Here is a 20696-nt window from a genome sequence, read left to right on the forward strand (position 1 = left end):
TGGGGTGGGAGCGCCCGCCGAGTTCTCAGGCTAGAGTGTGTGTCAGGAAGAAATACACACTCAAACGGGGCCGCCAAAAATTCCCAGGCCGCCCCGCGGAAGCGCGAGGGGGTTGGCCATGGGCCGCGGCCGGGCTAAGGCAAAGCAGACCAAGGTTGCACGCGAGCTCAAGTACAGCTCGCCGTCCACGAACTTCGACAGCCTGCAAAAGGAACTGTCCGGAGGTTCGTCCAGCTCCCACCGGAACGGGGTCCTCGCCGACCAACGTTCCGAGGACACTGCGTCGCGCTGGGACGACGACGAAAACGACGACTGGCGCCGCTGACACGGCGCAGTACAGGAATGCGGGGTAGCCCACCGGCTCCCCCGCATTTCGGCATGTACGGTCGGCGTGCAATCTCGATCTGCTGATCACATAAACGAACGGACCGTTGACCTCCCGCCAGGGTGGTCAACGGTCCGTTTGTTTGTTTGTCCTGTCGGATCAGAAGCGCGGGTGGTCCCCGACCATGCGAACCAGGTCGGTTCCGTCCTGCTTGTCCGATGCCTTGGCCACGGTGCCGAGCGTCCAGCAGTCGATGTGACGGGCGGTCAGCACCGCCAGCGCACGATCGACGTCCTCGGGCGCCACGATGGCGACCATGCCGACGCCCATGTTGAACGTCTGCTCCATCTCGGCCCGCTCCACCCGGCCGCGCTGCGCGATCATCGCGAACACCGGCGCCGGGCTCCAGGTGCCGCGGTCGAGCTCGGCGACGAGCCCCTTCGGCATGACCCGGGCCAGGTTGTTCGCCAGGCCGCCGCCGGTGACGTGGCAGAACGTGCGCACGTCGGTCTCGGCGATCAGGGCCAGGCAGTCCTTGGCGTAGATCTTGGTCGGCTCGAGGAGCTCCTCACCGAGGGTCCGGCCGAACTCCTCGACGTGGCCGCCGAGCGACATGCGGTCGATCTCGAGCAGCACCTTGCGGGCCAGCGAGTAGCCGTTGGAGTGCAGGCCCGACGAGCCCATGCCGATCACCACGTCGCCGGGGCGCACGCGCTGCGGGCCGAGCACGGCATCCGCCTCGACGACGCCGACGCCGGTGGCGGAGAGGTCGTAGTCGCCGTCCGCCATCAGCCCGGGGTGCTCAGCGGTCTCGCCGCCGAGCAGCGCACAGCCGGCGATGATGCAGCCGTCGGCGATGCCCTTGACCAGCTCGGCGACCCGCTCCGGGACGACCCGGCCCACGGCGATGTAGTCCTGCAGGAACAGCGGCTCGGCGCCGCACACCACGAGGTCGTCGACGACCATCGCGACCAGGTCGAGGCCGAGGGTGTCGTGCTTGTCCATGGCCTGCGCGACGGCGATCTTGGTGCCGACGCCGTCGGTGGACGCCGCGAGCAGCGGCTCCTTGTACCCGCCCTTGAGCGCGAACAGCCCGGCGAACCCGCCGAGGCCGCCGATCACCTCGGGGCGGCTCGCCTTCTTGGCCAGCGGGGCGAACAGCTCGACGGCCCGGTCTCCGGCCTCGATGTCCACCCCCGCCGCCGCGTAGGAGGCGCCGGTGGGGCGGTCGTTGTCGTCGGTCATCGGATTCGCTGCTCCAGCCATCTTCTCGGCGGCGCCTTGGGGCACCGCATGGTGATCTACGTGTTGGCGCTACGCGCCTACGGTCGACTCAGCGCACTCGCGTTGTCGTTGTCCTGCGTCGCCGCGGCGCCCGCGGTGCTCTCCAGCATTCCCTCGAGCACGTTCTTACCCATCGAGGTCTCGGTCGGCAGCGCAATCGGGTAATTACCGTCGAAACACGCCGAGCACAGTCGGGACGCGGGCTGCTCGGTGGCGGCGATCATGCCCTCGATCGAGACGTATCCGAGGGTGTCGGCACCGATCGAACGGCGCACGCCCTCGAGCATCTCGTCCATGCTGTGACTGGTCACGCCGTCGGCATCGCTTGCCCCCGCGCCGTTGGCGATCAGCTCCGCGGGCGAGGCGAAGTCGATGCCGTAGAAGCAGGGCCACTTGACCGGCGGCGAGGCGATCCGCACGTGGATCTCCAGCGCGCCCGCCTCGCGGAGCATCCGGATCAGCGCGCGCTGGGTGTTGCCGCGGACGATGGAGTCGTCCACGACGATCAGGCGCTTGCCGCGGATGACCTCTTTGAGCGGGTTGAGCTTGAGCCGGATGCCGAGCTGACGGATGGTCTGCGACGGCTGGATGAAAGTGCGGCCGACGTAGGCGTTCTTCATCAGGCCCTGGCCGTAGGGGATGCCGGAACCCTGCGCGTAGCCGACCGCGGCCGGGGTGCCGGACTCGGGAACCGGGATGACCAGGTCACCCTCGATCGGGTGCTCCTTGGCCAGCCTGCGACCGATCTCGACGCGGGTGGCGTGCACCGACCGGCCGCTGATGGTGCTGTCCGGGCGGGCCAGGTAGACGTACTCGAAGACGCAGCCCTTGGGCGTCGGCGCGGCGAAACGCGAGGAGCGGACGCCGTCGGCGTCGATGGCGAGCAGCTCGCCCGGTTCGATCTCGCGGACGAACGAGGCGCCGACGATGTCGAGCGCGGCGGTCTCGCTGGCGACGACCCAGCCGCGGTCGAGCCTGCCGAGGCACAGCGGGCGGACCCCGTGCGGGTCGCGGGCCGCGTACAGGGTGTGCTCGTCCATGAAGGTCAGGCAGAACGCGCCGCGCAGGGTCGGCAGCAGCTCCATCGCGGCCTGCTCGATGGTGCGGTCGGCCGCCGCGTGCGCCAGCAGCGCGCCGACGATGTCGGAGTCCGAGGTGGCGCCGCCCGGCCGCTTGTCGTTGATCAGCCCGGCCGCGCGCGCTCTGGTGGCCAGCTCCGCCGTGTTGACCAGGTTGCCGTTGTGGCCGAGGGCGATGCCCGTGCCCGCCGCCGTGGTCCGGAAGATCGGCTGGGCGTTCTCCCATGTGGTCGACCCGGTGGTCGAGTAGCGACAGTGCCCGACGGCGACGTGCCCCGGCATCGCGCCGAGGGTCTGCTCGTCGAACACCTGGCTGACCAGGCCGAGGTCCTTGAAGACCAGCACCTGCGAACCGTCAGCGACGGCGATGCCTGCCGCCTCCTGACCACGGTGCTGCAGCGCGTAGAGGCCGTAATAGGTGAGCTTCGCCACATCCTCGCCGGGAGCCCAGACGCCGAAGACGCCACACTCCTCGCGAGGCGGCTGCTCGTCCTGATCCGACAGGTCTGCGGGTGCGAGAAGATTCGGGCTGTTGACCGACAATTCGGCTTGAGTCACCGGGGTTGCTCCCTAGGGGGTGGGATGGGGGGCAAGGTCATTCTACGGGTTAACGGCGGGTGTACTGACCACAGGCCTCCGGCCCTCAGAAGCGGAGCAGCGGCAGCCAGTGCTCGATCTCGCGGGCCCTGGTGCCCGACGCCGTCAGCGCGCCCGTCGCCGAGGCGGCGTCGAACGTCAGTCCCCCGGTCACCAGCAGCAGCCAGCTCCGCGGATCGGTCTCAACCACGTTCGGCGGGGTGCCCCTGGTGTGCCGCGGTCCCGCGACGCACTGCACCGCCACGAACGGCGGCACCCGCACCTCCACCGAGGAGCCGGGCGCGGTGTTCTCGAGGGTCCTGGCGCTGAGCCGGACGGCGGCCGCGAGCTGGGCCCGGCTCGGCGCAGGAGCGTCGGCGTCGGCCAGCCAATCGCGGACCTCGAGCAGCGCCGCCCTCAGGTCGGCGGGGTCGATCTTCTTGCGTGCGGTCACCGCACGAACCCAGCGGCGGCCGGGTCCGCGGCCTGACCGGGTCGAACAGCAGGCCGGTTCGCCGATCGGCGCGAGATCCGCGCGAGCAGGCCTGCCCGCACCCCAGGCCATTCTTCGTCCGTCACCGAGTAGACGATCGTGGTCCGCACCGTGCCGTCACGCCGACGGGCGTGCCGACGGAGCGCACCCTCCTCGGTCGCGCCGATCGCGGCGACGGCTGCGCGCGAGCGAACGTTCTCGTCGTCGACGTTCAGCTCCGCCCGCCGCGCCCCAAGAGTGTCGAAAACATGTTCCAGCACAAGAAGTTTCGACTCGGCATTGATCGCCGTGCCCCGCACGCGGGAGGCGAGCCATGTGTAGCCGACCGTCACCCGGCCGTGCAGCTCGCTCATGTTGTAGATCGAGGTGGTACCGACGATCTCACCGGTCGCGGCGTCCACCTGCGTCAGTGTCTGCCGCCCGGACCGCAGCGCGTGGTCGACCGAGGCCACCGACGGCGGCTCCGACTCGATCCCATACGGGAAGTACCGCAACGTCTCGGGATCATCGTGCGCCCTCGCCAGCCCGTCGACGTCAGCGATCGTCGTCGGACGCAGCAACACGAATTCCCCGTGCAGTGTCGGCGCCTCGCTCCAGTGGTCCGTCACGATTCCCCCTCTGTCTGCGTCACTTCTCCGGCCCCTGTGTTCCCGCCCGCGCCTCGATCGCCGCGCGGACGCGTTCGGTGTCGCCTGCGGTCCAGCCGTCCGGACCGGCCACCGCGACCCAGCCGTCGAGCACGGTGGTGCCGTAGTTGTGTCCGTGACCGTCGGGCACCCCCGCGGCGTTGGCGAGGTCGGCGGCGACCTGCCAGAACGTCACGAACGGGAACCACCGCATGCTCGGCAGCCGGTCCGCGCCCGGCGCCTCCGAGAGCCAGTCGGGGCGGTTGAAGATCAGGTCGGGGCTCCACCACACCACCGGGTCCGACGGGTGCTGGATGTAGAGCACCCGCGGCTTCATCCAGGGCGAGGGCGGACTCCCGATCGAGGCGGCGTCGTTGGCGAAACGGACCACCAGCCCGTCGGCGTACTCCGGTTCGACCTGCCGTGTGCCGGGGTCCCGCCGCGCGACGAGCTGGCTCCACAGGGTGTTCGAGTTCGGTGGACCAACCCACAGCACCCCGTCGACGGTCTCCCGGATGTCGGAGAGGCCGTCGAACGCCGCCTCGCCTGCCTGCGTGCCGAGGCTCTCGCCGTAGATCAGCAGCTCGGGCCTGGTCTCCGCAGGCTCGCGCAGCCAGCGCTCGTGCACGCGGCCGATCAGCGCGCGGCCGGCCTCGGCGGCCTTGTTCCGGTCCGCGAGGAACGAGATCCAGCTGGGCAGGTACGAGTACTGGCTGGCGACGAGCGCGCTGTCACCGTTGTGCACCAGCTCGATCGCCTCTGCCGCGGTCGGGTTGACCCAGCCGGTGCCGGTGGTCGGGATGACCACGAGGACGCTGCGCTGGAAGGCCCCGGTGCGCTCGAGCTCGGAGATCACCACGTCCAGTCGGGCGTCGGTGTCCGCCGCCGTCTCGAGCCCGGCGTAGACCCGGATCGGCTCGAGCGCCTGCTTCCCGTTCACGGCCGCCAGCTCGTCGGCGTGCATGCCCCGCGAGACGAAGTTGCGGCCCTCGAAGCCGAGCGACTCCCAGCTCGCGTACGAGGCGGGACTGCCGGACCGCTCGGGTTCGGTCGGCGCCACGACACCCTCTCGGGTGGTGTTGTTCTGCAGGCTGAAGGCGGAGTTGATCGCCGCGTACGCGGCATCGAACAGCACGTCCGTCACCATGGTGTAGCTGAGGAACGCGACCAGCACCACGCCGATCGGGGCTGCGGCGGAACGCGGCACCTTCAGCCACCGGTTCAGGTAGCGGGCGATCAGCCTGACCAGGTCCCGCAGCACCCGCCACAACGAGATCAGCAGCGCCGCGATCAGCATGCTCAGGAACAGCGTCCGCAGGTACCCGGTGGTGGTGGTGCCCTCGGCGTCGGTCAGCGCGGCCAGCTCCCGCTGCCAGGCGGCCGCGACGATGAGCATGCCGATCGACACCAGCAGCGACAGGGTCGGCACCGCGATCTTGAGTGCCAGCTGGACCTTCGCGGGCGGTGGCCACCAGGGCAGCCGCGCCAGCAGGAACCGGCTGACCGCCCACCCGACCGCGGTTCCGACGCCGTAGCCGATGGCCGCGGTGATGCCGCCGATCAGGCCCTGATAGAGCCAGTCCCGGGGAAGCAGGGACGGCGTCAGCGACCAGCAGAAGAACAGCGCCGCGAACGCGATGCCCGTGTAGTCCAGCCGCAGCAGACCCCAGGCCCAGCCCACGAAGGGGTGCCGCTGCCGCAGCTCCTCGGGAGAGGCGAGGACCTCGACCCAGCTGGACTGCTCGTGCTTCGTCCCGGCCGCTCCCCCGGTCTGCTTGGTCTCGACCTCTCCCCCGGTCAAGGACTCAGCCGAAGAGTTCGGGGAGCGTCGCCTCCGACAGTTCGCGCAGCTCGGCCATGGTCACCGAGAACTGGCCCTGGACCTCGATCGAGTCCGAACCCTCGTCGACGACGCCGATGCGCACCCACGGCAGGCCGCGGGCGGTGCACATGCCGGTGAACCGGGTCTCCTCGGTGCGCGGCACCGCGACCAGGACACGTCCCGCCGACTCGGAGAACAGCGTGACGAACGGGTCAGCGTCCTCGGGGAGCAGGATCCGGCAGCCGGTCTCGCCCGCCAGCGCGGCCTCGACGACCGCCTGGGCGAGGCCGCCCTCGGACAGGTCGTGCGCGGCGCTGATCAGCCCGTCCCGCGAGCCTGCCAGCAGGATGTCGGCGAGCAGCTGCTCGCGCGCCAGGTCGACCTTCGGCGGCACGCCACCGAGGTGATCGTGCTCGACCTGCGCCCAGATCGAGCCATCAAGCTCATCGCGAGTCTCCCCCAACAGGATCAGGGTCTCGCCGGGCTCGAGGCCGAGCCCGGTGGGGATGCGGCGGTGCACGTCGTCGATCACGCCGAGCACGGCGACCACCGGGGTCGGCAGGATCGCCGTCGAGCCGGTCTGGTTGTAGAAGCTGACATTGCCACCGGTGACCGGGATGCCGAGTGCGGCGCAGCCGTCCGCCAGGCCGCGCACGGCCTGCTGGAACTGCCACATCACGCCCGGGTCCTCCGGCGAACCGAAGTTGAGGCAGTTGCTGACGGCCTTCGGGGTCGCACCGGTGACCGCGACGTTGCGGAACGCCTCGGCCAGCGCCAGCTGGGCACCTGCGTACGGGTCGAGCAGGGTGTAGCGGCCGGAGGCGTCGGTGGCCAGCGCGATACCGCGGCCGGTCTCCTCGTCGATCCGGATGACGCCCGCGTCGGCCTGCTCGGCGAGCACGGTGTTGCCGCGCACGTAGCGGTCGTACTGCTCGGTGATCCACTTGCGGCTGCACAGCTGCGGCGAGGCCACCATGTTCAGCAGCGTCGTCTTCAGCTCGTCCGGCGTGGTCGGGCGGGCCAGGGCGGCGGTGGTGTCGGCGACGAGCGCGTCCTGGGTCGCGGGCCGCTGCACGGGACGCTCGTAGACCGGGCCCTCGTGCGCGACGGTGCGCGGCGGGACGTCCACGACGTTCTCGCCGTGCCAGTCGATGGTGAGCCGGTCGCCGTCGGTGACCTCACCGATGACGGTGGCGAGCACGTCCCACTTGCGGCAGACCTCCATGAACGCGTCCACGTTCTCGGGGGTGACCACGGCACACATCCGCTCCTGCGACTCGCTGGAGAGGATCTCGGCCGCGGTCATGCCGGTCGCGCGGGTCGGCACCTTGTCCAGGTCGATGTGCATGCCGCCGTCGCCGGCCGCCGCGAGCTCGGAGGTGGCACAGGACAGCCCGGCGCCGCCGAGGTCCTGGATGCCGACGACCAGCTTCGCCTTGTACAGGTCGAGGCAGCACTCGATGAGCACCTTCTCGGTGAACGGGTCGCCGACCTGGACGGCGGGCAGCTTCTTCGGGCGGCCGCCGGAGGACTCGTCGAAGGTCTCCGAGGCGAGCACGGAGACGCCACCGATGCCGTCGAGGCCGGTCCGCGCGCCGAACAGGATGATCTTGTTGCCGGCGCCGGAGGCGAAGGCGAGGTGCAGGTCCTCGACGCGCATCGCGCCCGCGCACAGCGCGTTCACCAGCGGGTTGCCCGCGTAGGAGGCGTCGAAGACCGTCTCGCCGCCGACGTTCGGCAGGCCGAGGGAGTTGCCGTAGCCGCCGATGCCGCGGACCACGCCGTCGACCACCCGGCGGGTGTCGGGCGCGTCCGCCGCGCCGAAGCGGAGCTGGTCCATGACCGCGATCGGGCGGGCGCCCATCGCCATGATGTCGCGGACGATGCCGCCGACGCCGGTCGCCGCACCCTGGTAGGGCTCGATGTAGGACGGGTGGTTGTGCGACTCGACCTTGAAGGTGACCGCCCAGCCGTCGCCGATGTCGACGACGCCCGCGTTCTCACCGATGCCCGCGAGCATCGAGGAGCGCATCTCGTCGGTGGTGGTCTCGCCGAAGTAGCGCAGGTGCACCTTGGAGGACTTGTAGGAGCAGTGCTCGCTCCACATCACCGAGTACATCGCGAGCTCGGCATCGGTCGGGCGCCGACCGAGGATCTCCTTGATCCGGGCGTACTCGTCTTCCTTGAGTCCCAGTTCCTTGAAGGGCTGGGCGACATCCGGGGTCGCTGCGGCCTTGGTGACGGTGTCGACCTGCACGGTGCTCGTCTCTGAAGACACGGGGAGTCGGGTCCCTTCCCTGGAGGAGTCAAATCGGCCGCGGCTGGCGCCACGCTGCCTGGGCAAAGTCTAACCGCCAGGACAGCGTGCCCCCGCACTGGTAGTGGCCACCCCGCACCACCGCGGCACCCGTCACTGCTCGTCGGGGTACTCCACCCGCAGCAGCCGCGCGTCTCCCGTGGTCGCAGGGTCGGGGCGGTCTGCCTGATCCGTGGCCTTCATCTGCAGACCGTTCAGGTCGGTGCGCATGTAGATGACGTTGTAGCGGTCCCAGGTGGTGGCCACGAACTCCAGGTACTGGCCCGTGGCCCACGGGTGCATGAAGCCGCCGTAGAGGGCGGGCACCAGCGTCCCGCTGAGAATGGTCTGCTTACCGCTCCACGGGCCCTCGAGCCGGTCCGCCTGCCGGATCACGAGCGAGTTGGTGGCATCTGTGTACATCGCGACGTACTTGCCCAGGTAGCCGTTCCACTGCACAGCGAGCTCGCTGACCGGCGAGCCGATCACCGGCGCCGCCTGCGCGAGATCGGTGCCCCAGGTGCTGCCGTTCCAGTACGTGTACGCGTTCAGGTCGCGGATCTGACCGGCCGGGACGCGGGCGAGCAGCGCGGTGCCCTGCCTGCCGGACTCGGTGCCGTACTCGTAGACGAAGCCGTCCCTACCGTCGACGAAGGCGCTCTGCTGGAACTTCGAATTGCCAGGGCTGACCGCAGGGAAGCCGGGGACGTCGATGCCCTCGATGTTGGTACGGATGGTCGCGGGGTCCGCGGTCCAGTTCTCACCGTTGTCCGTCGAGTACGCGATGGCCGAGTAGTTCGTGGTCCAGTTACCCGGGGTGTCCCAGGACCGCACCGACATGAAGCGGACGTACTGCACCCCGTTCACCGCGATGCCTGCGGTCGGGATGGTCGTGTACTCGCCGGGGATCGCGAAGCCGGGGATGATCTCCTTGGAGTTGTTCGGACCGCTCAGGGGCGAACTGTCGATCCGCATGCCGTCGGACAGCACGGTGTCGGAACTGCGGAACAGGACGTTGCTCCGCCAGTCGTCGCCGTCCGCCTCGCAGTCGCCGACGGTGTCGCCGAACGCCATCAGGACGTCGTGGCGGCCGAGGGCGTTGCCGTTGTCCCACATGATGCCCAGGTCGGTGCCCGAGACGTTGAAGCGCGCGATGGTGTTGTTCGGGCTGCCGGGACCGGTGACCATCTCGATCGCCTTGGTCCTGCCGGTCAACTGCGGGACGCCGCCGTCCGGCGGCCCGGTGATCCACGGCATCAGCCCGGCCAGCGAGCCGGTGCTGCTACCGCTGCTGCCGCCGGAACTGCCCGATTCGCCCTGACCGCATGGGCCGCCCTCCGCCGCCGAGGCAGGCGAGACCGCCGATGCCGCAAGGGCAACCGCGACCGCCGCCGCGGACAGGACCGATGACCAAGACCGACTCAGCGCACGCACAGAGATGTTCCTCTCGTGGTTCTGCAGGGGGCGCGGAAATGAACGCGGCCCAGCCAAACACGGGAGAACTGTTACTGAGGTGACCGTTGGGGCAATTGTTACTAAACGTCAACAAACAAGTCCGCCCGGGCGGCCTAGTCCGCCGGTGCCAGGAAGGCCGCGAGCGCCTCGGCGTACGAGGCCACGTCGGCCGCCCCCATCAGCTCCCGCGCCGAGTGCATCGCGAGCTGCGCGGCCCCCACGTCGACGGTGGACAGCCCGGTCCGCGACGCCGTGATCGGTCCGATGGTGGAACCGCACGGCAGGTCCGCCCGGTGCACGTAGCGCTGCAGCGGCACCCCCGCCTGATCGCAGGCGAGGGCGAAGGCGCCGGCTCCGGCCGCATCGGTGGCGTAGCGCAGGTTCTGGTTGACCTTGAGCACCGGACCGCCGTTGATCTGGATCCGGTGCGCGGGCTCGTGCCGGTCCGGGTAGTTCGGGTGGGTCGCGTGCGCCATGTCCCCCGACGCGCACACCGAGCCCGCCATCGCGCGCATGAAGTCCTCCCGGCCACCGCCGCGCGCCAGCACGATCCGCTCGAGCACCGAGTTCAGCAGGTCGGAGAAGGCGCCGCGGTCGGACATGCTGCCGACCTCCTCGTGGTCGAACAGCACCAGCACCGGGATCGCCTCGGCCGGGTTCTCCACCGCGGCGAGCAGCGCCCGGCTGCCCGCGTAGCAGGTGCCCTGGTTGTCCAGGCGCGGCGCGCTGACCAACTCGTCGTGCAGCCCGACCACCGCGCTCGGTGCCAGGTCGTGGGTCATCAGTTCCCAACCGAGCACCGCGCCCGGATCGACGCCCGCCTCCTCGGCGAGGAAGCCGAGGAACCGCCGCGGCGAGGACCCGACACCCCAGATCGCGTTCACGTGCCGCTGCGGGTCGAGCTGCACCCCCTTGCGATCCTCCGACAGGTGGATCGCCAGCTGCGGCACCCGCAGGATCGGCCGGTCCACCCGGATCAGCTTCTCCTGCAGCGTGTTTCCGTCGCGGATGCTCAGTCGGCCGGAGATGCCGAGATCACGGTCCAGCCAGGAGTTCAGCCACGCACCGCCGTACGGCTCGAGGCCGACCAGCTGCCAGCCTGCGGATTCGAGGTCCGGGTGCTGCTTGACCCGCAGGTTCGGGCTGTCGGTGTGCCCGCCGACGATCCGGAACGGCGCCGCCTCCCGCCCGCTGGCCTCGGTGCTCCACGCGACCAGCGAGCCGCCGCGCACCAGGAAATAGCGACCCGGCGCCGACGGCCAGCCCTGGGCCTCGCGCAGCCGCACGAACCCCGCGGCGGTCAGCTCGGCCGCGACCGTTTCGCAGACGTGGAACGGCGACGGTGACGCGTCGACGAAGGAGCAGAGCCCGGATGCGGTGGCGTCGGTGAGCTGCGGCATGAGTCGATCCTAGTGACCGGGTCGACCCCGTCAGTGGCTGCCCGACACGCAGAACCTGTTCCCGTCGGGGTCGGTGAGGGTGACCCACCGGAAGCCGTCCATGTCGTGCCGCTCGTACTCCTGCGCTCCGGCCGCGGTCAGCCGGGCCACCTCGGCGTCGAGGTCCTCGGTGATCAGGTCGAGGTGCACCCGGTTCTTGCCCGGCGTGGGGTCCGGCACCTTCTGGAAGGCCAGCTTGTGCGCGGCATCCGGCACGTCGACCATGTAGAACCAGCCGTCGTTCTCCTGCTCGATCCGGCCTCCGACCTGCTCCGCCCACCACGCGGCGAGGGGGCCCGGTTCGGCGCTGTCGAAGGTGATCATGCCCAGTGTCAGTGTCATGACCGAACGCTACCGCCGGGCACCGACATTCGGCGCGGTCATCGAGCGCGTCCACCGGGCCACGTGTCTGGCTCGAAAGCCAGATTTCCACGCGCCTGCCGTGCCGATCTGTGAGACTGCTCGGGTCGTGGTGCCGACCGCGAAAGGGTTGCACCCAAAGGGCGAACGAGGCGAAGATGCGCAACTACGCTCAGAGCGTTCTGGGGCATGACATGCCCGACGAGCTCCAACGACTTCGACTGCTCGAGTCGTTCACAGATCCGGTGACGTTGCCCGTTCTGGAATCGCTCGGGGTCGGATCGACATGGCGATGCCTCGATGTCGGCGCAGGAGCCGGATCGGTCGCGCGCAGCCTCGCCTTCAGCGCGGCTGACGGCAGCGTCATCGCCACCGACGTGGAGTTCGCTTCTTGCCGACCGATATCCACAATCTGAAGCCGACAGCGCACGACATCACCGTCGATGACTTCCCGCCCGCCTCGTTCGATCTGGTTCATACGCGGCTCGTCCTCGAGTACCTTCCTGCGCGCGACGAAATCTTGCGCCGCATGGCCGGGTGGCTCGCCCCGGGAGGTTGGTTGTGTCTCGGAAGTCTCGACATCAGCGAGGGCCTGTCCTCTCCGTTTCCACCCGTTCGTGCGGCGATGACGAGTCTCGCCGCAGCGATGCGCGCACACCTCGGCGCGGACATCGGATATGGGCGGCGCGCAACGGGAGCGATGCGCGAACTCGGGCTACGCGACGTCACGCTCACGGGTGTGCCGTTCCTCCTCGGCGACGGGGGCAGCGGAGACCGGTTCTTCGGCGCGATGCTGAACCGATTCCAACCGCTCCTTCGCGCATCCGGTCACGTTTCTGCCGCAGACGACATGGAGAAGGGACTCGAGTGGCTCGCCCAGCCATCCGGAATCGACTTCGGCGGCATCCTCACAACAACGTTCGGGCGTCGCTGACCGCGAGGGTCGTCGCAGGGGCGGGACCCACAGGACGGCGCCGGGGCCGTTGCCCTGCCGTCGATTACCGTTGGAGCGCAGGGTCGATACCGCCGATGACCCCAGATCACCGCGAAGACCGGAGCCCTCGATGACCGAATCGCCCCGCCCGCCACGGGCTCCCGAGTCCCAGACGGTGACCAGCCCCCTCTCCCCCGCCGCGATCTTCCTCGTCGCGACCGTCGATGCCGGCGGCGAGGCGGTCATCCGCTCGCTGCTCGCGGACGCTGCCGGACTCCGTCGGGCGGTCGGGCTGCGGGTGCCGGGATCGGGCCTGGAACTGATCGTCAGCATCGGATCGGACGCCTGGGACCGACTGTTCGCCGGGCCACGACCGGCGCAGCTGCACCCGTTCCCTGCGTTGCGCGGCGGGAGGCATCAGGCCCCGTCCACCCCTGGCGACCTGCTCTTCCACATCCGGGCGATGAGCCTCGATGCCTGCTTCGAGCTCGCACACCAGATCGCCAAGCGGCTCGCAGGCGCGGCCACCGTCGTCGACGAGGTGCACGGCTTCCAGTACTTCGAGAACCGTGACCTGATCGGGTTCGTCGACGGCACCGAGAACCCGTCCGGGCGAGCCGCCGTCGCCGCGGTCACCGTGGGCGACGAGGACCCTGCCTTCGCGGGTGGCTCCTACGTGCACGTGCAGAAGTACCTGCACGACATGTCGGCCTGGGAGGCGCTGCCGGTCCCCGAGCAGGAACGGGTCATCGGGCGCACCAAGCTCGAGGACATCGAGATGCCCGACGACGTCAAGCCCGCGAACTCGCACGTCGCACTGAACGCGATCAAGGACGAGAACGGCCGATCGCTGGAGATCCTGCGCGCGAACATGCCGTTCGGCCGCGTCGGCGACGGCGAGATGGGCACGTACTTCATCGGTTACTGTCGCACGCCCGCGATCACCGAACGGATGCTCGAGAACATGTTCCTCGGCGATCCGCCCGGCAATCACGATCGGCTGCTCGACTTCTCGGTGCCGGTCACCGGATCCGCGTTCTTCACCCCGAGCGCCGATTTCTTCGACGCACTGCCCGCGCCGCCGCCGTGATCCCGACCTCGGGCCCGCAAACCCGATAGGTTTCGGCCATGTCGCTCGACACCCTGCTGTTGTTCGCGATCGGGCTCAACGCCTACGCGCTGCTGCTGATCTACCTGCGATCGTGGCTCTATCGGGTCCCGGTCTACCGGCCGATGGTGAAGAACTTCATGCTCTCGGTGCTGCCGCTGGCGCTGTTCCTCGCGGTCGCGATCGTGCTGGTGCTGACCGTCGGATTCGTCTCCCGCCCGCTCGGGATAGCAGTGGGCACGGCGGGATTCGCGGTCTGGCTGCTGGCCCTGCCCAACTCCGGCTACCTGATCACCGAGCTGAACCAGAGCCATCGGCGCGAGGACGAGGAGGTCCCGCTCTGGTACGACATCATCGCGGTGCTCACCTTCGCCATGTCGGGTGTGGTCAACACCGTCCTCGGCGTGATGGCCGCGCAGCTGATGCTCACGGTGATGCTGTTCGGCGATTCGAACGCCGCGTTGGCGAGTGTGCCCGCGCGCAGCACCGCCGTCGTCATCATCGCCCTGGTGTCGGTTGGCATCTACCTCGGCAGATACCTGCGACTCAACAGCTGGGACGTGCGGTCACCGCGGCGCATGTGGACGAAGGTCCGCGAACACTTCGACTCCCGCGCCGCGGTGGGCAATTTCGCGTTGTTCTGCCTGACGCACACCGTGTTCCTGCTGCTCATCTACGGCCTGATCGCCGGACCGTTCCTCGATGCGATCGCCAACTCCCCTGACCTGGTCGTCGACGAGTAGCTCAGTGCCCGGGTAGCACGCACACGCTGTCGAGGCCGAGCACGTGATTGAGCCGGCCGAACGCCAGCCAGGCGCCGATGCTCATCGAGAGCTCGACGACCTCGGTCTGGGTGTAGTGCGCGAACATCCGGGTCCAGAACTCGTCGTCCAGTCCGTGGTGGTCGAGCGCGTACCGCTCCGCGTACTCGGCGGCCAGCCGGGTGCGATCGTCGAAAATGTCGGTGGTGCGCCAGTTCTCGACCGCATCGTCGAAGCCGGCCTCCACCTTCTTGCCGTCCCTCTCGGTGCGCCAGTCCTGGCAGAAGATGCAACCGTTGATCTGCGCGATCCGCAGCCGTGCGGCCTCGAACGCCCGCAGATCGATGGTCGAGTGTTCGTACACGGACAGCGAGAACTTCGAGGCCGCGATCCCGATGCCGGGGACCATCTCGCCCCACACGTACCCGATCGGGTCCTTGTCTTCGGGAATGTCGATGAGCATGGCTCGTCCTTTCGTGACTACCGTTTTCCGAGTTTGCCGACTGCTGGGCGCAGCGGGACGTCGAGCGCGTCGTAGATTCCTGGTTCCGCGGCCACCAGCCAGTCGATGGCGCTCACCAGTCGCCCGACCGCGGTGGCGTTTCCGCCCGCGGACCGGCTGCCGTCCTCGTCGGTGCACTCGACCGACACCTCGATGCGCGGGCGGCCCTCGATGATCACCCGGTGGGCGCCGTCGCCGTCCGGCGGCATCGGCCAGTCGGTGGCGCAGGTCGGGTGGATGCGGGTGACGTGTTCGACGACGATGCGGGGCTCGCCGTCGACGATGCCCTGCACCTCGAACCGCACCGCGCCCTGGGTGCCCGCCTCGAACTCGCCCATCGTCTTGGTGCTGACGGTCTCGTCGAGCGCGCGCCGGTCGAGCGTCTCGCGGATCTCGTCGAGTTCGACGCCGAGGGCCCGCGCCATCATCCGGATCTGCCCGCCCCACACCATGGTCGGGATCGTCGGCGCGATCATCGGCGGCAGGTAGTCCATCGGCTGGCCCATGCCGACCAGGTAGCGAACCGAGTCGGGCTGGTCGTAGGTGGAGTAGTCGAAGATCTCCTGACAGCGGATCACGTCGACGGTGCTGCCGAGCCCGCTGAGCAGCAGCGGCAGCACATCATTGCCCCAGCCGGGGTCGACGCCCGAGGCGAACATCGAGCCGCCACCCTCCGCGATGGCGGCCAGCACCGGGCCCCGCAGTTCCGCGGGGGCATTGGTCGGGTCGTAGAGCGGGTACAGCGCGGGACTGACGACGACGGCCCCGGCGCGGATCGCCCGGCAGATGTCCGCGAGGGCATCGTCCGGCCGGATGTCGCCGGAGGCCGCATAAACCACCGCCCCCGGGCTGGCGGCCAGCACCGCCTCGATGTCGTCGGTCGCGGCGACCCCCAGCTCGGCGTCGAGACCGGCCAGATGGCCCGCGTCGCGGCCGACCTTGTCGGGGTTGTTCACGATCACATTCGTCAGCTTCAGCGCCGGGTGCGCATCGACCGCCCTGATGGCCGCCCGTCCGACGTTTCCGGTACCCCACACCACCGTTGAGATCATGGCCGGGACGCTACCGAACTGGAACACGTTCTCGTGGGCGTTCGGCCGACTCAGACGGAGGCGTCCGCCAACTCCGGTGCGCGCGTCGGGCGCAGCGGGACGTCGAGCGCGTCGTAGAACCCCGGCGCCTGGCCTGCGAGCCAGTCGATGGCGCCGACCAGCCGTGAGACCGACGTCGCGTCCTCGTCGCCGGCGGGGGCGGCGCCCACCACGATCATCGCGATCCGCGGGCCACCCTCGACGAGCACCCGCTGCGCGCAGGACTGCCCCTCCGGCGGGCTCGGCCAGTCCGGCGCGCAGGCCGGGTCGATGCGGTTGACGTGCTCGATCACGATGCGCGGCTCGCCGCCCACGATGCCCTGCACCTGCAAGCGCAGCGCACCCTGCCCTCCGGCGTCGAACTTGCCCATCGTGTCGGTCTCGATCGAGACCTCGAGCGGCCGCCGTTCGAGGCTCTCGCGGATCTCGTCGAGTTCGACGCCCAGCGCCCTTGCCATGAGCCGTACCTGACCGCCCCACACAGTCGTCGGCATCCTCGGCGCGATCATCGGCGCCAGATAGTCCAGCGGCTCGCCCATGCCAACCAGGTAGCGCACCGAATCGGGCTGGTCGTACCCGGAATAGTCCACGATCTCCTGGCAGTGGATCCGATCGACGCCCGCGCCGAGCCCGCTGAGCAGCAGCGGCATCATCTCGTCCGTCCAGTCGGGGTCGACGGAGGTCACGAACAGCGAGCCGTTCCCATCGGCGAGCGCGGCGCGGATCTCCTCGCGCAGATCCTGCCGATCATCGCGATGGTCGTACAGCGGGTAGATCGACGGGGTCACCACGATGGCGCCTGCCCGGAGCGCCGCGCAGATGTCGGCGACCACATCGACCGAGCGGATGTCGCCGGAGGCCGCGTACACCACCGCGCGCGGGCCCGCCGCCAGCACCGCCGCGGCGTCGCCGCTCGCCACGACCCCGAGCGCCCGGCCCAGGCCGCCGAGGTCGCCCGCGTCGCGCCCGACCTTGCCGGGATCGTGCACGAGCACGGCCGCCAGCTCCAGACCCGGGTGCGCGTCGACCGCGCGGATCGCCGCGCGCCCGAAGTTCCCTGTCCCCCACACGATCGTCGAGATCATGGCCGGACGGTAGCAAAAGAGCGGACCGGATAACCGGTCCGCCCTGGTGCGGGATTCAACTCGAACTCCGCTCAGGCGGTGAGGACCGCGTCCAGCGCCGAGTAGAACATGCCGAGGCCGTCGTCGCTCGGTCCGGTCAGCGACTCGGTCGCGTGCTCGGGGTGCGGCATCAGGCCGACGACCCGGCCGTTCGCCGAGGCGATGCCCGCGATCGCGCGCTGCGAGCCGTTCGGGTTGTCGCCGGAGTAGCGGAACACCACGCGGCCCTCGCCCTCGAGCTCGTCGAGCACCTTCTCCGAGGCCTGGTACCGGCCCTCGCCCGACTTGAGCGGGATGAGGATCTCGGCGCCCGACTCGTACCTCGAGGACCACGCCGTCGAGGTGGACTCCACCTTCAGCCACTGGTCCCGGCAGATGAAGTGCAGGCCCTCGTTGCGGGTCAGGGCGCCGGGGAGCAGCCCCGCCTCGCACAGCACCTGGAAGCCGTTGCAGATGCCGAGCACCGGCATGCCGCCCGCCGCGGCCTTGATGACCTCTTCCATCACCGGCGCGAACCGGGCGATGGCGCCGCAGCGCAGGTAGTCGCCGTAGGAGAAGCCGCCGGGCACGATGACCCCGTCGACGCCCTTGAGATCGGCATCGCCGTGCCAGAGGCTGACGGCCTCGCCGCCTGCCAGGTTCACCGCGCGGGCAGCGTCGACGTCGTCGAGGGTGCCGGGGAAAGTGATGACTCCGATGCGGGCGCTCACTGGACTCGGGTGACCTTCCAGTCCTCGATCACCGTGTTGCACAGCAGCGACTCGGCGATCTTCTCCAGCTCGGCATCGTCGACGCTGTCGTCGACCTCGAGCTCGAAACGCTTGCCCTGGCGAACATCCGACACTCCGGTGAACCCGAGTCGGGGCAGGGCGCCGACAACTGCCTGCCCTTGGGGATCGAGAATCTCGGCCTTGGGCATGACATCGACAACGACACGGGCCACGTGCTGCTCCTCGCTAGGTGCTCCGGTGCGCCCGGGAATGATCCGCCGGGCAACAGGCAGTTTACCGGCGCATACTCGAACCCATGCGACTGACCCACTTCGGCCACTCCTGCGTGCTCGCCGAGATCGACGACGCAACCGTCCTGTTCGATCCCGGCAACTTCTCACACGGCTTCGAAGGCATCACCGGCCTGGATGCCATCCTCATCACCCACCAGCATCCCGACCACGCCGACCCGGCGCGGCTGCCGGCCCTGGTCGAGGCGAACCCCGGCGCGGCGTTGTACGCGGACCCGCAGACGGCGGCGCAGCTCGGCGGCCGGTGGACGGCGGTGCACGCGGGCGACTCCTTCGCCATCCGCGACGTCCAGGTCACCGGGGTCGGCGGGCGGCACGCGGTGATCCACCCGGAGATCCCGGTGATCGACAACACCGGCTACCTCCTCGGCGATCCGGCCGAGCCCGCGCGGCTGCTGCACCCTGGCGATTCCCTGTTCGTGCCAGAGCAGCCGATCGACGTGCTGGCGATCCCCGCCGTCGCGCCGTGGATGAAGATCTCGGAGACCGTCGACTACCTGCGGGCCGTCGCGCCACGGGTCGCGGTGCCGATCCACCAGGGCATCATCAACGCCCCCGCGACCGGTATCTACTACGGCCGGCTGCGCGAGATGGGGCCCGCGGGAACCGAGTTCCTGGTGCTCCCGGCGGAGTCCGGCACCGAGGTGAGCTGACCCGCTCCGGCGGCCATGGGGCGGACGAGCGCCCGCGCGGCGGGGTGACTACGGTCACAGTCATCAGTCGCCGTCACACAGGAGTTCCCATGCTGAGCACGATGCAAGACGCCCCGCTGTCGATCGCCCAATTGCTTCGGCACGGGAGCACGGTGCACGGCGCGGCGGAGGTGGTGACGTGGACCGAGTCGGGCCCCCGCCGCACCTCCTACGCCGAGGTGGGCAGGCGGTGCGCGGCGCTGGCGCATGCCCTGCGCGGCCTCGGTGTCACCGGCGACCAGCGGGTGGCGACGTTCATGTGGAACAACTCCGAGCACCTCGAGGCGTACCTGGCGGTGCCGTCGATGGGCGCGGTACTGCACACGCTGAACATCCGGCTGTTCCCCGAGCAGCTGGTGCACGTGGCCAACCACGCCGAAGACCACGTGATCATCGTCGACCCGTCCCTCATCCCGCTGCTGGCGCCGCAGCTGCCGCAGCTGACCACCGTCAAGCACGTGATCGTCACCGGCTCCTCCACCGCCGGGCTCGAGGCCCCCGAGGGGGTGCAGGTCCACACCTACGAGGGCCTGCTCGACGGCCAGCCCGGCGAGTTCGACTGGCCTGAGGTCGACGAGCGCAGCGCCGCGGCGATGTGTTACACCTCCGGCACCACCGGTGACCCGAAAGGTGTTGTCTACTCGCACCGTTCGATCTACCTGCATTCGATGCAGGTGTGCATGTCCGACGGCCCGAACCTCGCGCAGGGCGACCGCGCCCTTGCTGTCGTGCCGCAGTTCCACGCCATGTCCTGGGGCCTGCCCTACGCAGCGTTCATGATCGGCGCCTCGCTGATCATGCCTGACCGGTTCCTGCAGCCCGCCCCGCTCGCCGAGCTGATCGCCGCCGAGAAGCCCACCCTCGCCGCCGCGGTGCCCACCATCTGGCAGGGCCTGCACCTGCACCTCGAGCACCATCCGCAGGACATCTCCTCGATGCGGGAGGTCCTGATCGGCGGATCCGCGGTGCCGCCCGCGCTGATGCACACCTTCGAGGACGAGCACAGCGTCTCGGTCTTGCACGCCTGGGGCATGACCGAGACCTCCCCGCTGGGTTCGGTGGCCCGCCCGCCCGCAGGCACGACCGGCGACGAGATGTGGAAGTACCGCTACACCCAGGGCCGGTTCCCCGCGTCCGTGCAGGCCCGACTCGTCGGCGACGACGGCGCAGTCCTCCCCAACGACGGCACCTCCGTCGGCGAGCTCGAGGTCCGCGGGCCCTGGATCACCGCGGCCTACTACGGGGTCGACGCGGCGGACAAGTTCGACGACGGCTGGCTCAGGACCGGCGACGTCGGATCGATCACGCCCGACGGCTACCTCAGCCTCTCGGACCGCTCGAAGGACATCATCAAGTCGGGCGGCGAGTGGATCTCCTCGGTCGACCTGGAGAACGCCGTGATGGGACATCCGTCCGTCGCCGAGGCCGCCGTCATCGGCGTGCCCGACGAGAAGTGGGACGAACGCCCCCTGGTCGCGGTGGTGCTGCGTGAGGGCGCCACGACGACCGTCGCCGAGCTGCAGCAGTACCTGGCGGACAAGGTCGCCAAGTGGCAGGTGCCGGAGAACTGGACGCTGATCGACGCGGTCCCGAAGACCAGCGTCGGCAAGTTCGACAAGAAGCGTCTGCGCGCCGACTACCACGACGGCGGGCTGACGGTCACCCGACTCTGATCGACGTGAAAGGGGCGCGACCCGTCAGTGAACTG

Annotated in this window: 21 protein-coding genes; 7 read left to right on the top strand and 14 right to left on the bottom strand. The window is 69.6% G+C overall.

The window, feature by feature from the left end; all coding sequences use genetic code 11:
* The first annotated feature begins 118 nt into the window (after positions 1–118).
* A complete protein-coding gene (locus RM1_RS24205; RefSeq protein WP_027503404.1) occupies positions 119–325 on the top strand; it encodes a DUF3073 domain-containing protein in 207 nt (68 codons plus the stop codon).
* Between the two features lie 159 nt (positions 326–484).
* Here RM1_RS24205 and purM read toward each other — a convergent pair whose 3' ends face one another.
* From purM to RM1_RS24250, 9 genes are all read right to left on the bottom strand, one after another.
* Positions 485–1570 carry a phosphoribosylformylglycinamidine cyclo-ligase gene (purM, locus tag RM1_RS24210; RefSeq protein ID WP_027503405.1) on the bottom strand — a complete coding sequence of 362 codons (1086 nt, stop codon included), beginning with the start codon at positions 1568–1570 and terminating at the stop codon, positions 485–487.
* Between the two features lie 77 nt (positions 1571–1647).
* Entirely contained in the window at positions 1648–3246 is a 1599-nt protein-coding gene (gene purF / locus RM1_RS24215) for an amidophosphoribosyltransferase (protein ID WP_072754174.1), read from the bottom strand.
* Positions 3247–3331: 85 nt separating this feature from the next.
* Positions 3332–3718 (bottom strand): sterol carrier family protein, encoded by a 387-nt coding sequence (locus RM1_RS24220; RefSeq protein WP_027503407.1) that lies wholly within the window; start codon positions 3716–3718, stop codon positions 3332–3334.
* The gene (locus RM1_RS24225) at positions 3715–4365 is read right to left on the bottom strand and encodes a GNAT family N-acetyltransferase (protein ID WP_072754175.1); all 651 of its coding nucleotides are present in this window, start codon (positions 4363–4365) and stop codon (positions 3715–3717) included. Before RM1_RS24225 ends, RM1_RS24220 begins: the two co-directional genes overlap by 4 nt.
* Before the next feature lie 19 nt (positions 4366–4384).
* A complete protein-coding gene (locus tag RM1_RS24230; protein ID WP_072754187.1) occupies positions 4385–6085 on the bottom strand; it encodes an alpha/beta hydrolase in 1701 nt (566 codons plus the stop codon).
* Between the two features lie 103 nt (positions 6086–6188).
* Positions 6189–8462 (bottom strand): phosphoribosylformylglycinamidine synthase subunit PurL, encoded by a 2274-nt coding sequence (gene purL, locus RM1_RS24235; protein WP_092667929.1) that lies wholly within the window; start codon positions 8460–8462, stop codon positions 6189–6191.
* A gap of 153 nt (positions 8463–8615) precedes the next feature.
* The gene (locus RM1_RS24240) at positions 8616–9935 is read right to left on the bottom strand and encodes a glycoside hydrolase family 183 protein (protein ID WP_072754177.1); all 1320 of its coding nucleotides are present in this window, start codon (positions 9933–9935) and stop codon (positions 8616–8618) included.
* A 134-nt stretch (positions 9936–10069) separates the two neighbouring features.
* A complete protein-coding gene (locus tag RM1_RS24245) occupies positions 10070–11356 on the bottom strand; it encodes a M18 family aminopeptidase (RefSeq protein ID WP_072754178.1) in 1287 nt (428 codons plus the stop codon).
* A gap of 30 nt (positions 11357–11386) precedes the next feature.
* The gene (locus tag RM1_RS24250) at positions 11387–11737 is read right to left on the bottom strand and encodes a VOC family protein (RefSeq protein WP_072754179.1); all 351 of its coding nucleotides are present in this window, start codon (positions 11735–11737) and stop codon (positions 11387–11389) included.
* 176 nt (positions 11738–11913) lie between these two features.
* Between RM1_RS24250 and RM1_RS26255 the strand changes: the two genes are divergently transcribed.
* The 4 genes from RM1_RS26255 (at position 11914) to RM1_RS24265 (ending at position 14540) form a co-directional block, all read left to right on the top strand.
* Entirely contained in the window at positions 11914–12171 is a 258-nt protein-coding gene (locus RM1_RS26255; RefSeq protein WP_143187345.1) for a class I SAM-dependent methyltransferase, read from the top strand.
* A complete protein-coding gene (locus RM1_RS24255; protein ID WP_072754180.1) occupies positions 12147–12689 on the top strand; it encodes a class I SAM-dependent methyltransferase in 543 nt (180 codons plus the stop codon). The genes RM1_RS26255 and RM1_RS24255 overlap by 25 nt, the downstream gene beginning before the upstream one ends.
* 130 nt (positions 12690–12819) lie before the next feature.
* Entirely contained in the window at positions 12820–13779 is a 960-nt protein-coding gene (locus tag RM1_RS24260; RefSeq protein ID WP_072754181.1) for a Dyp-type peroxidase, read from the top strand.
* A 38-nt stretch (positions 13780–13817) separates the two neighbouring features.
* Positions 13818–14540 (top strand): DUF1361 domain-containing protein, encoded by a 723-nt coding sequence (locus RM1_RS24265; protein WP_072754182.1) that lies wholly within the window; start codon positions 13818–13820, stop codon positions 14538–14540.
* Between the two features lies 1 nt (position 14541).
* Here the strand turns inward: RM1_RS24265 and RM1_RS24270 are convergent, their stop codons facing one another.
* The 5 genes from RM1_RS24270 to purS form a co-directional block, all read right to left on the bottom strand.
* Positions 14542–15021, bottom strand: a complete 480-nt coding sequence (locus RM1_RS24270) for a carboxymuconolactone decarboxylase family protein (protein WP_072754183.1) — start codon at positions 15019–15021, stop codon at positions 14542–14544.
* A 17-nt stretch (positions 15022–15038) separates the two neighbouring features.
* A complete protein-coding gene (locus tag RM1_RS24275) occupies positions 15039–16112 on the bottom strand; it encodes an NAD(P)H-dependent amine dehydrogenase family protein (protein WP_072754188.1) in 1074 nt (357 codons plus the stop codon).
* A gap of 50 nt (positions 16113–16162) precedes the next feature.
* Entirely contained in the window at positions 16163–17236 is a 1074-nt protein-coding gene (locus RM1_RS24280; protein WP_072754184.1) for an NAD(P)H-dependent amine dehydrogenase family protein, read from the bottom strand.
* Between the two features lie 71 nt (positions 17237–17307).
* Complete coding sequence (gene purQ, locus RM1_RS24285; RefSeq protein ID WP_027503414.1) at positions 17308–17985, bottom strand: phosphoribosylformylglycinamidine synthase subunit PurQ; 678 nt, start codon at positions 17983–17985, stop codon at positions 17308–17310.
* Entirely contained in the window at positions 17982–18218 is a 237-nt protein-coding gene (gene purS, locus RM1_RS24290; protein WP_027503415.1) for a phosphoribosylformylglycinamidine synthase subunit PurS, read from the bottom strand. Before purS ends, purQ begins: the two co-directional genes overlap by 4 nt.
* Before the next feature lie 83 nt (positions 18219–18301).
* Between purS and RM1_RS24295 the strand changes: the two genes are divergently transcribed.
* Positions 18302–18949: an MBL fold metallo-hydrolase gene (locus tag RM1_RS24295; protein ID WP_072754185.1), complete on the top strand. Its 648-nt coding sequence runs from the start codon at positions 18302–18304 to the stop codon at positions 18947–18949.
* 89 nt (positions 18950–19038) lie between these two features.
* The gene (locus RM1_RS24300; protein WP_072754186.1) at positions 19039–20661 is read left to right on the top strand and encodes a long-chain fatty acid--CoA ligase; all 1623 of its coding nucleotides are present in this window, start codon (positions 19039–19041) and stop codon (positions 20659–20661) included.
* Positions 20662–20696 lie beyond the last annotated feature (35 nt).

This window comes from Rhodococcus maanshanensis NBRC 100610 (assembly GCF_001894865.1).
In the GTDB taxonomy this organism is placed as follows: Bacteria; Actinomycetota; Actinomycetes; order Mycobacteriales; family Mycobacteriaceae; genus Rhodococcus_G; species Rhodococcus_G maanshanensis.

What these genes read in the sequence shown, in the direction of transcription:
- RM1_RS24205 (WP_027503404.1), top strand. Translation starts at nt 119, where the DNA reads ATGGGCCGCGGCCGGGCTAAGGCAAAGCAGACCAAGGTTGCACGCGAG.
- purM (WP_027503405.1), bottom strand. Translation starts at nt 1,570, where the DNA reads ATGACCGACGACAACGACCGCCCCACCGGCGCCTCCTACGCGGCGGCG.
- RM1_RS24245 (WP_072754178.1), bottom strand. Translation starts at nt 11,356, where the DNA reads ATGCCGCAGCTCACCGACGCCACCGCATCCGGGCTCTGCTCCTTCGTC.
- RM1_RS24250 (WP_072754179.1), bottom strand. Translation starts at nt 11,737, where the DNA reads ATGACACTGACACTGGGCATGATCACCTTCGACAGCGCCGAACCGGGC.
- RM1_RS26255 (WP_143187345.1), top strand. Translation starts at nt 11,914, where the DNA reads ATGCGCAACTACGCTCAGAGCGTTCTGGGGCATGACATGCCCGACGAG.
- RM1_RS24260 (WP_072754181.1), top strand. Translation starts at nt 12,820, where the DNA reads ATGACCGAATCGCCCCGCCCGCCACGGGCTCCCGAGTCCCAGACGGTG.
- RM1_RS24265 (WP_072754182.1), top strand. Translation starts at nt 13,818, where the DNA reads ATGTCGCTCGACACCCTGCTGTTGTTCGCGATCGGGCTCAACGCCTAC.
- RM1_RS24270 (WP_072754183.1), bottom strand. Translation starts at nt 15,021, where the DNA reads ATGCTCATCGACATTCCCGAAGACAAGGACCCGATCGGGTACGTGTGG.
- RM1_RS24275 (WP_072754188.1), bottom strand. Translation starts at nt 16,112, where the DNA reads ATGATCTCAACGGTGGTGTGGGGTACCGGAAACGTCGGACGGGCGGCC.
- RM1_RS24280 (WP_072754184.1), bottom strand. Translation starts at nt 17,236, where the DNA reads ATGATCTCGACGATCGTGTGGGGGACAGGGAACTTCGGGCGCGCGGCG.
- RM1_RS24295 (WP_072754185.1), top strand. Translation starts at nt 18,302, where the DNA reads ATGCGACTGACCCACTTCGGCCACTCCTGCGTGCTCGCCGAGATCGAC.
- RM1_RS24300 (WP_072754186.1), top strand. Translation starts at nt 19,039, where the DNA reads ATGCTGAGCACGATGCAAGACGCCCCGCTGTCGATCGCCCAATTGCTT.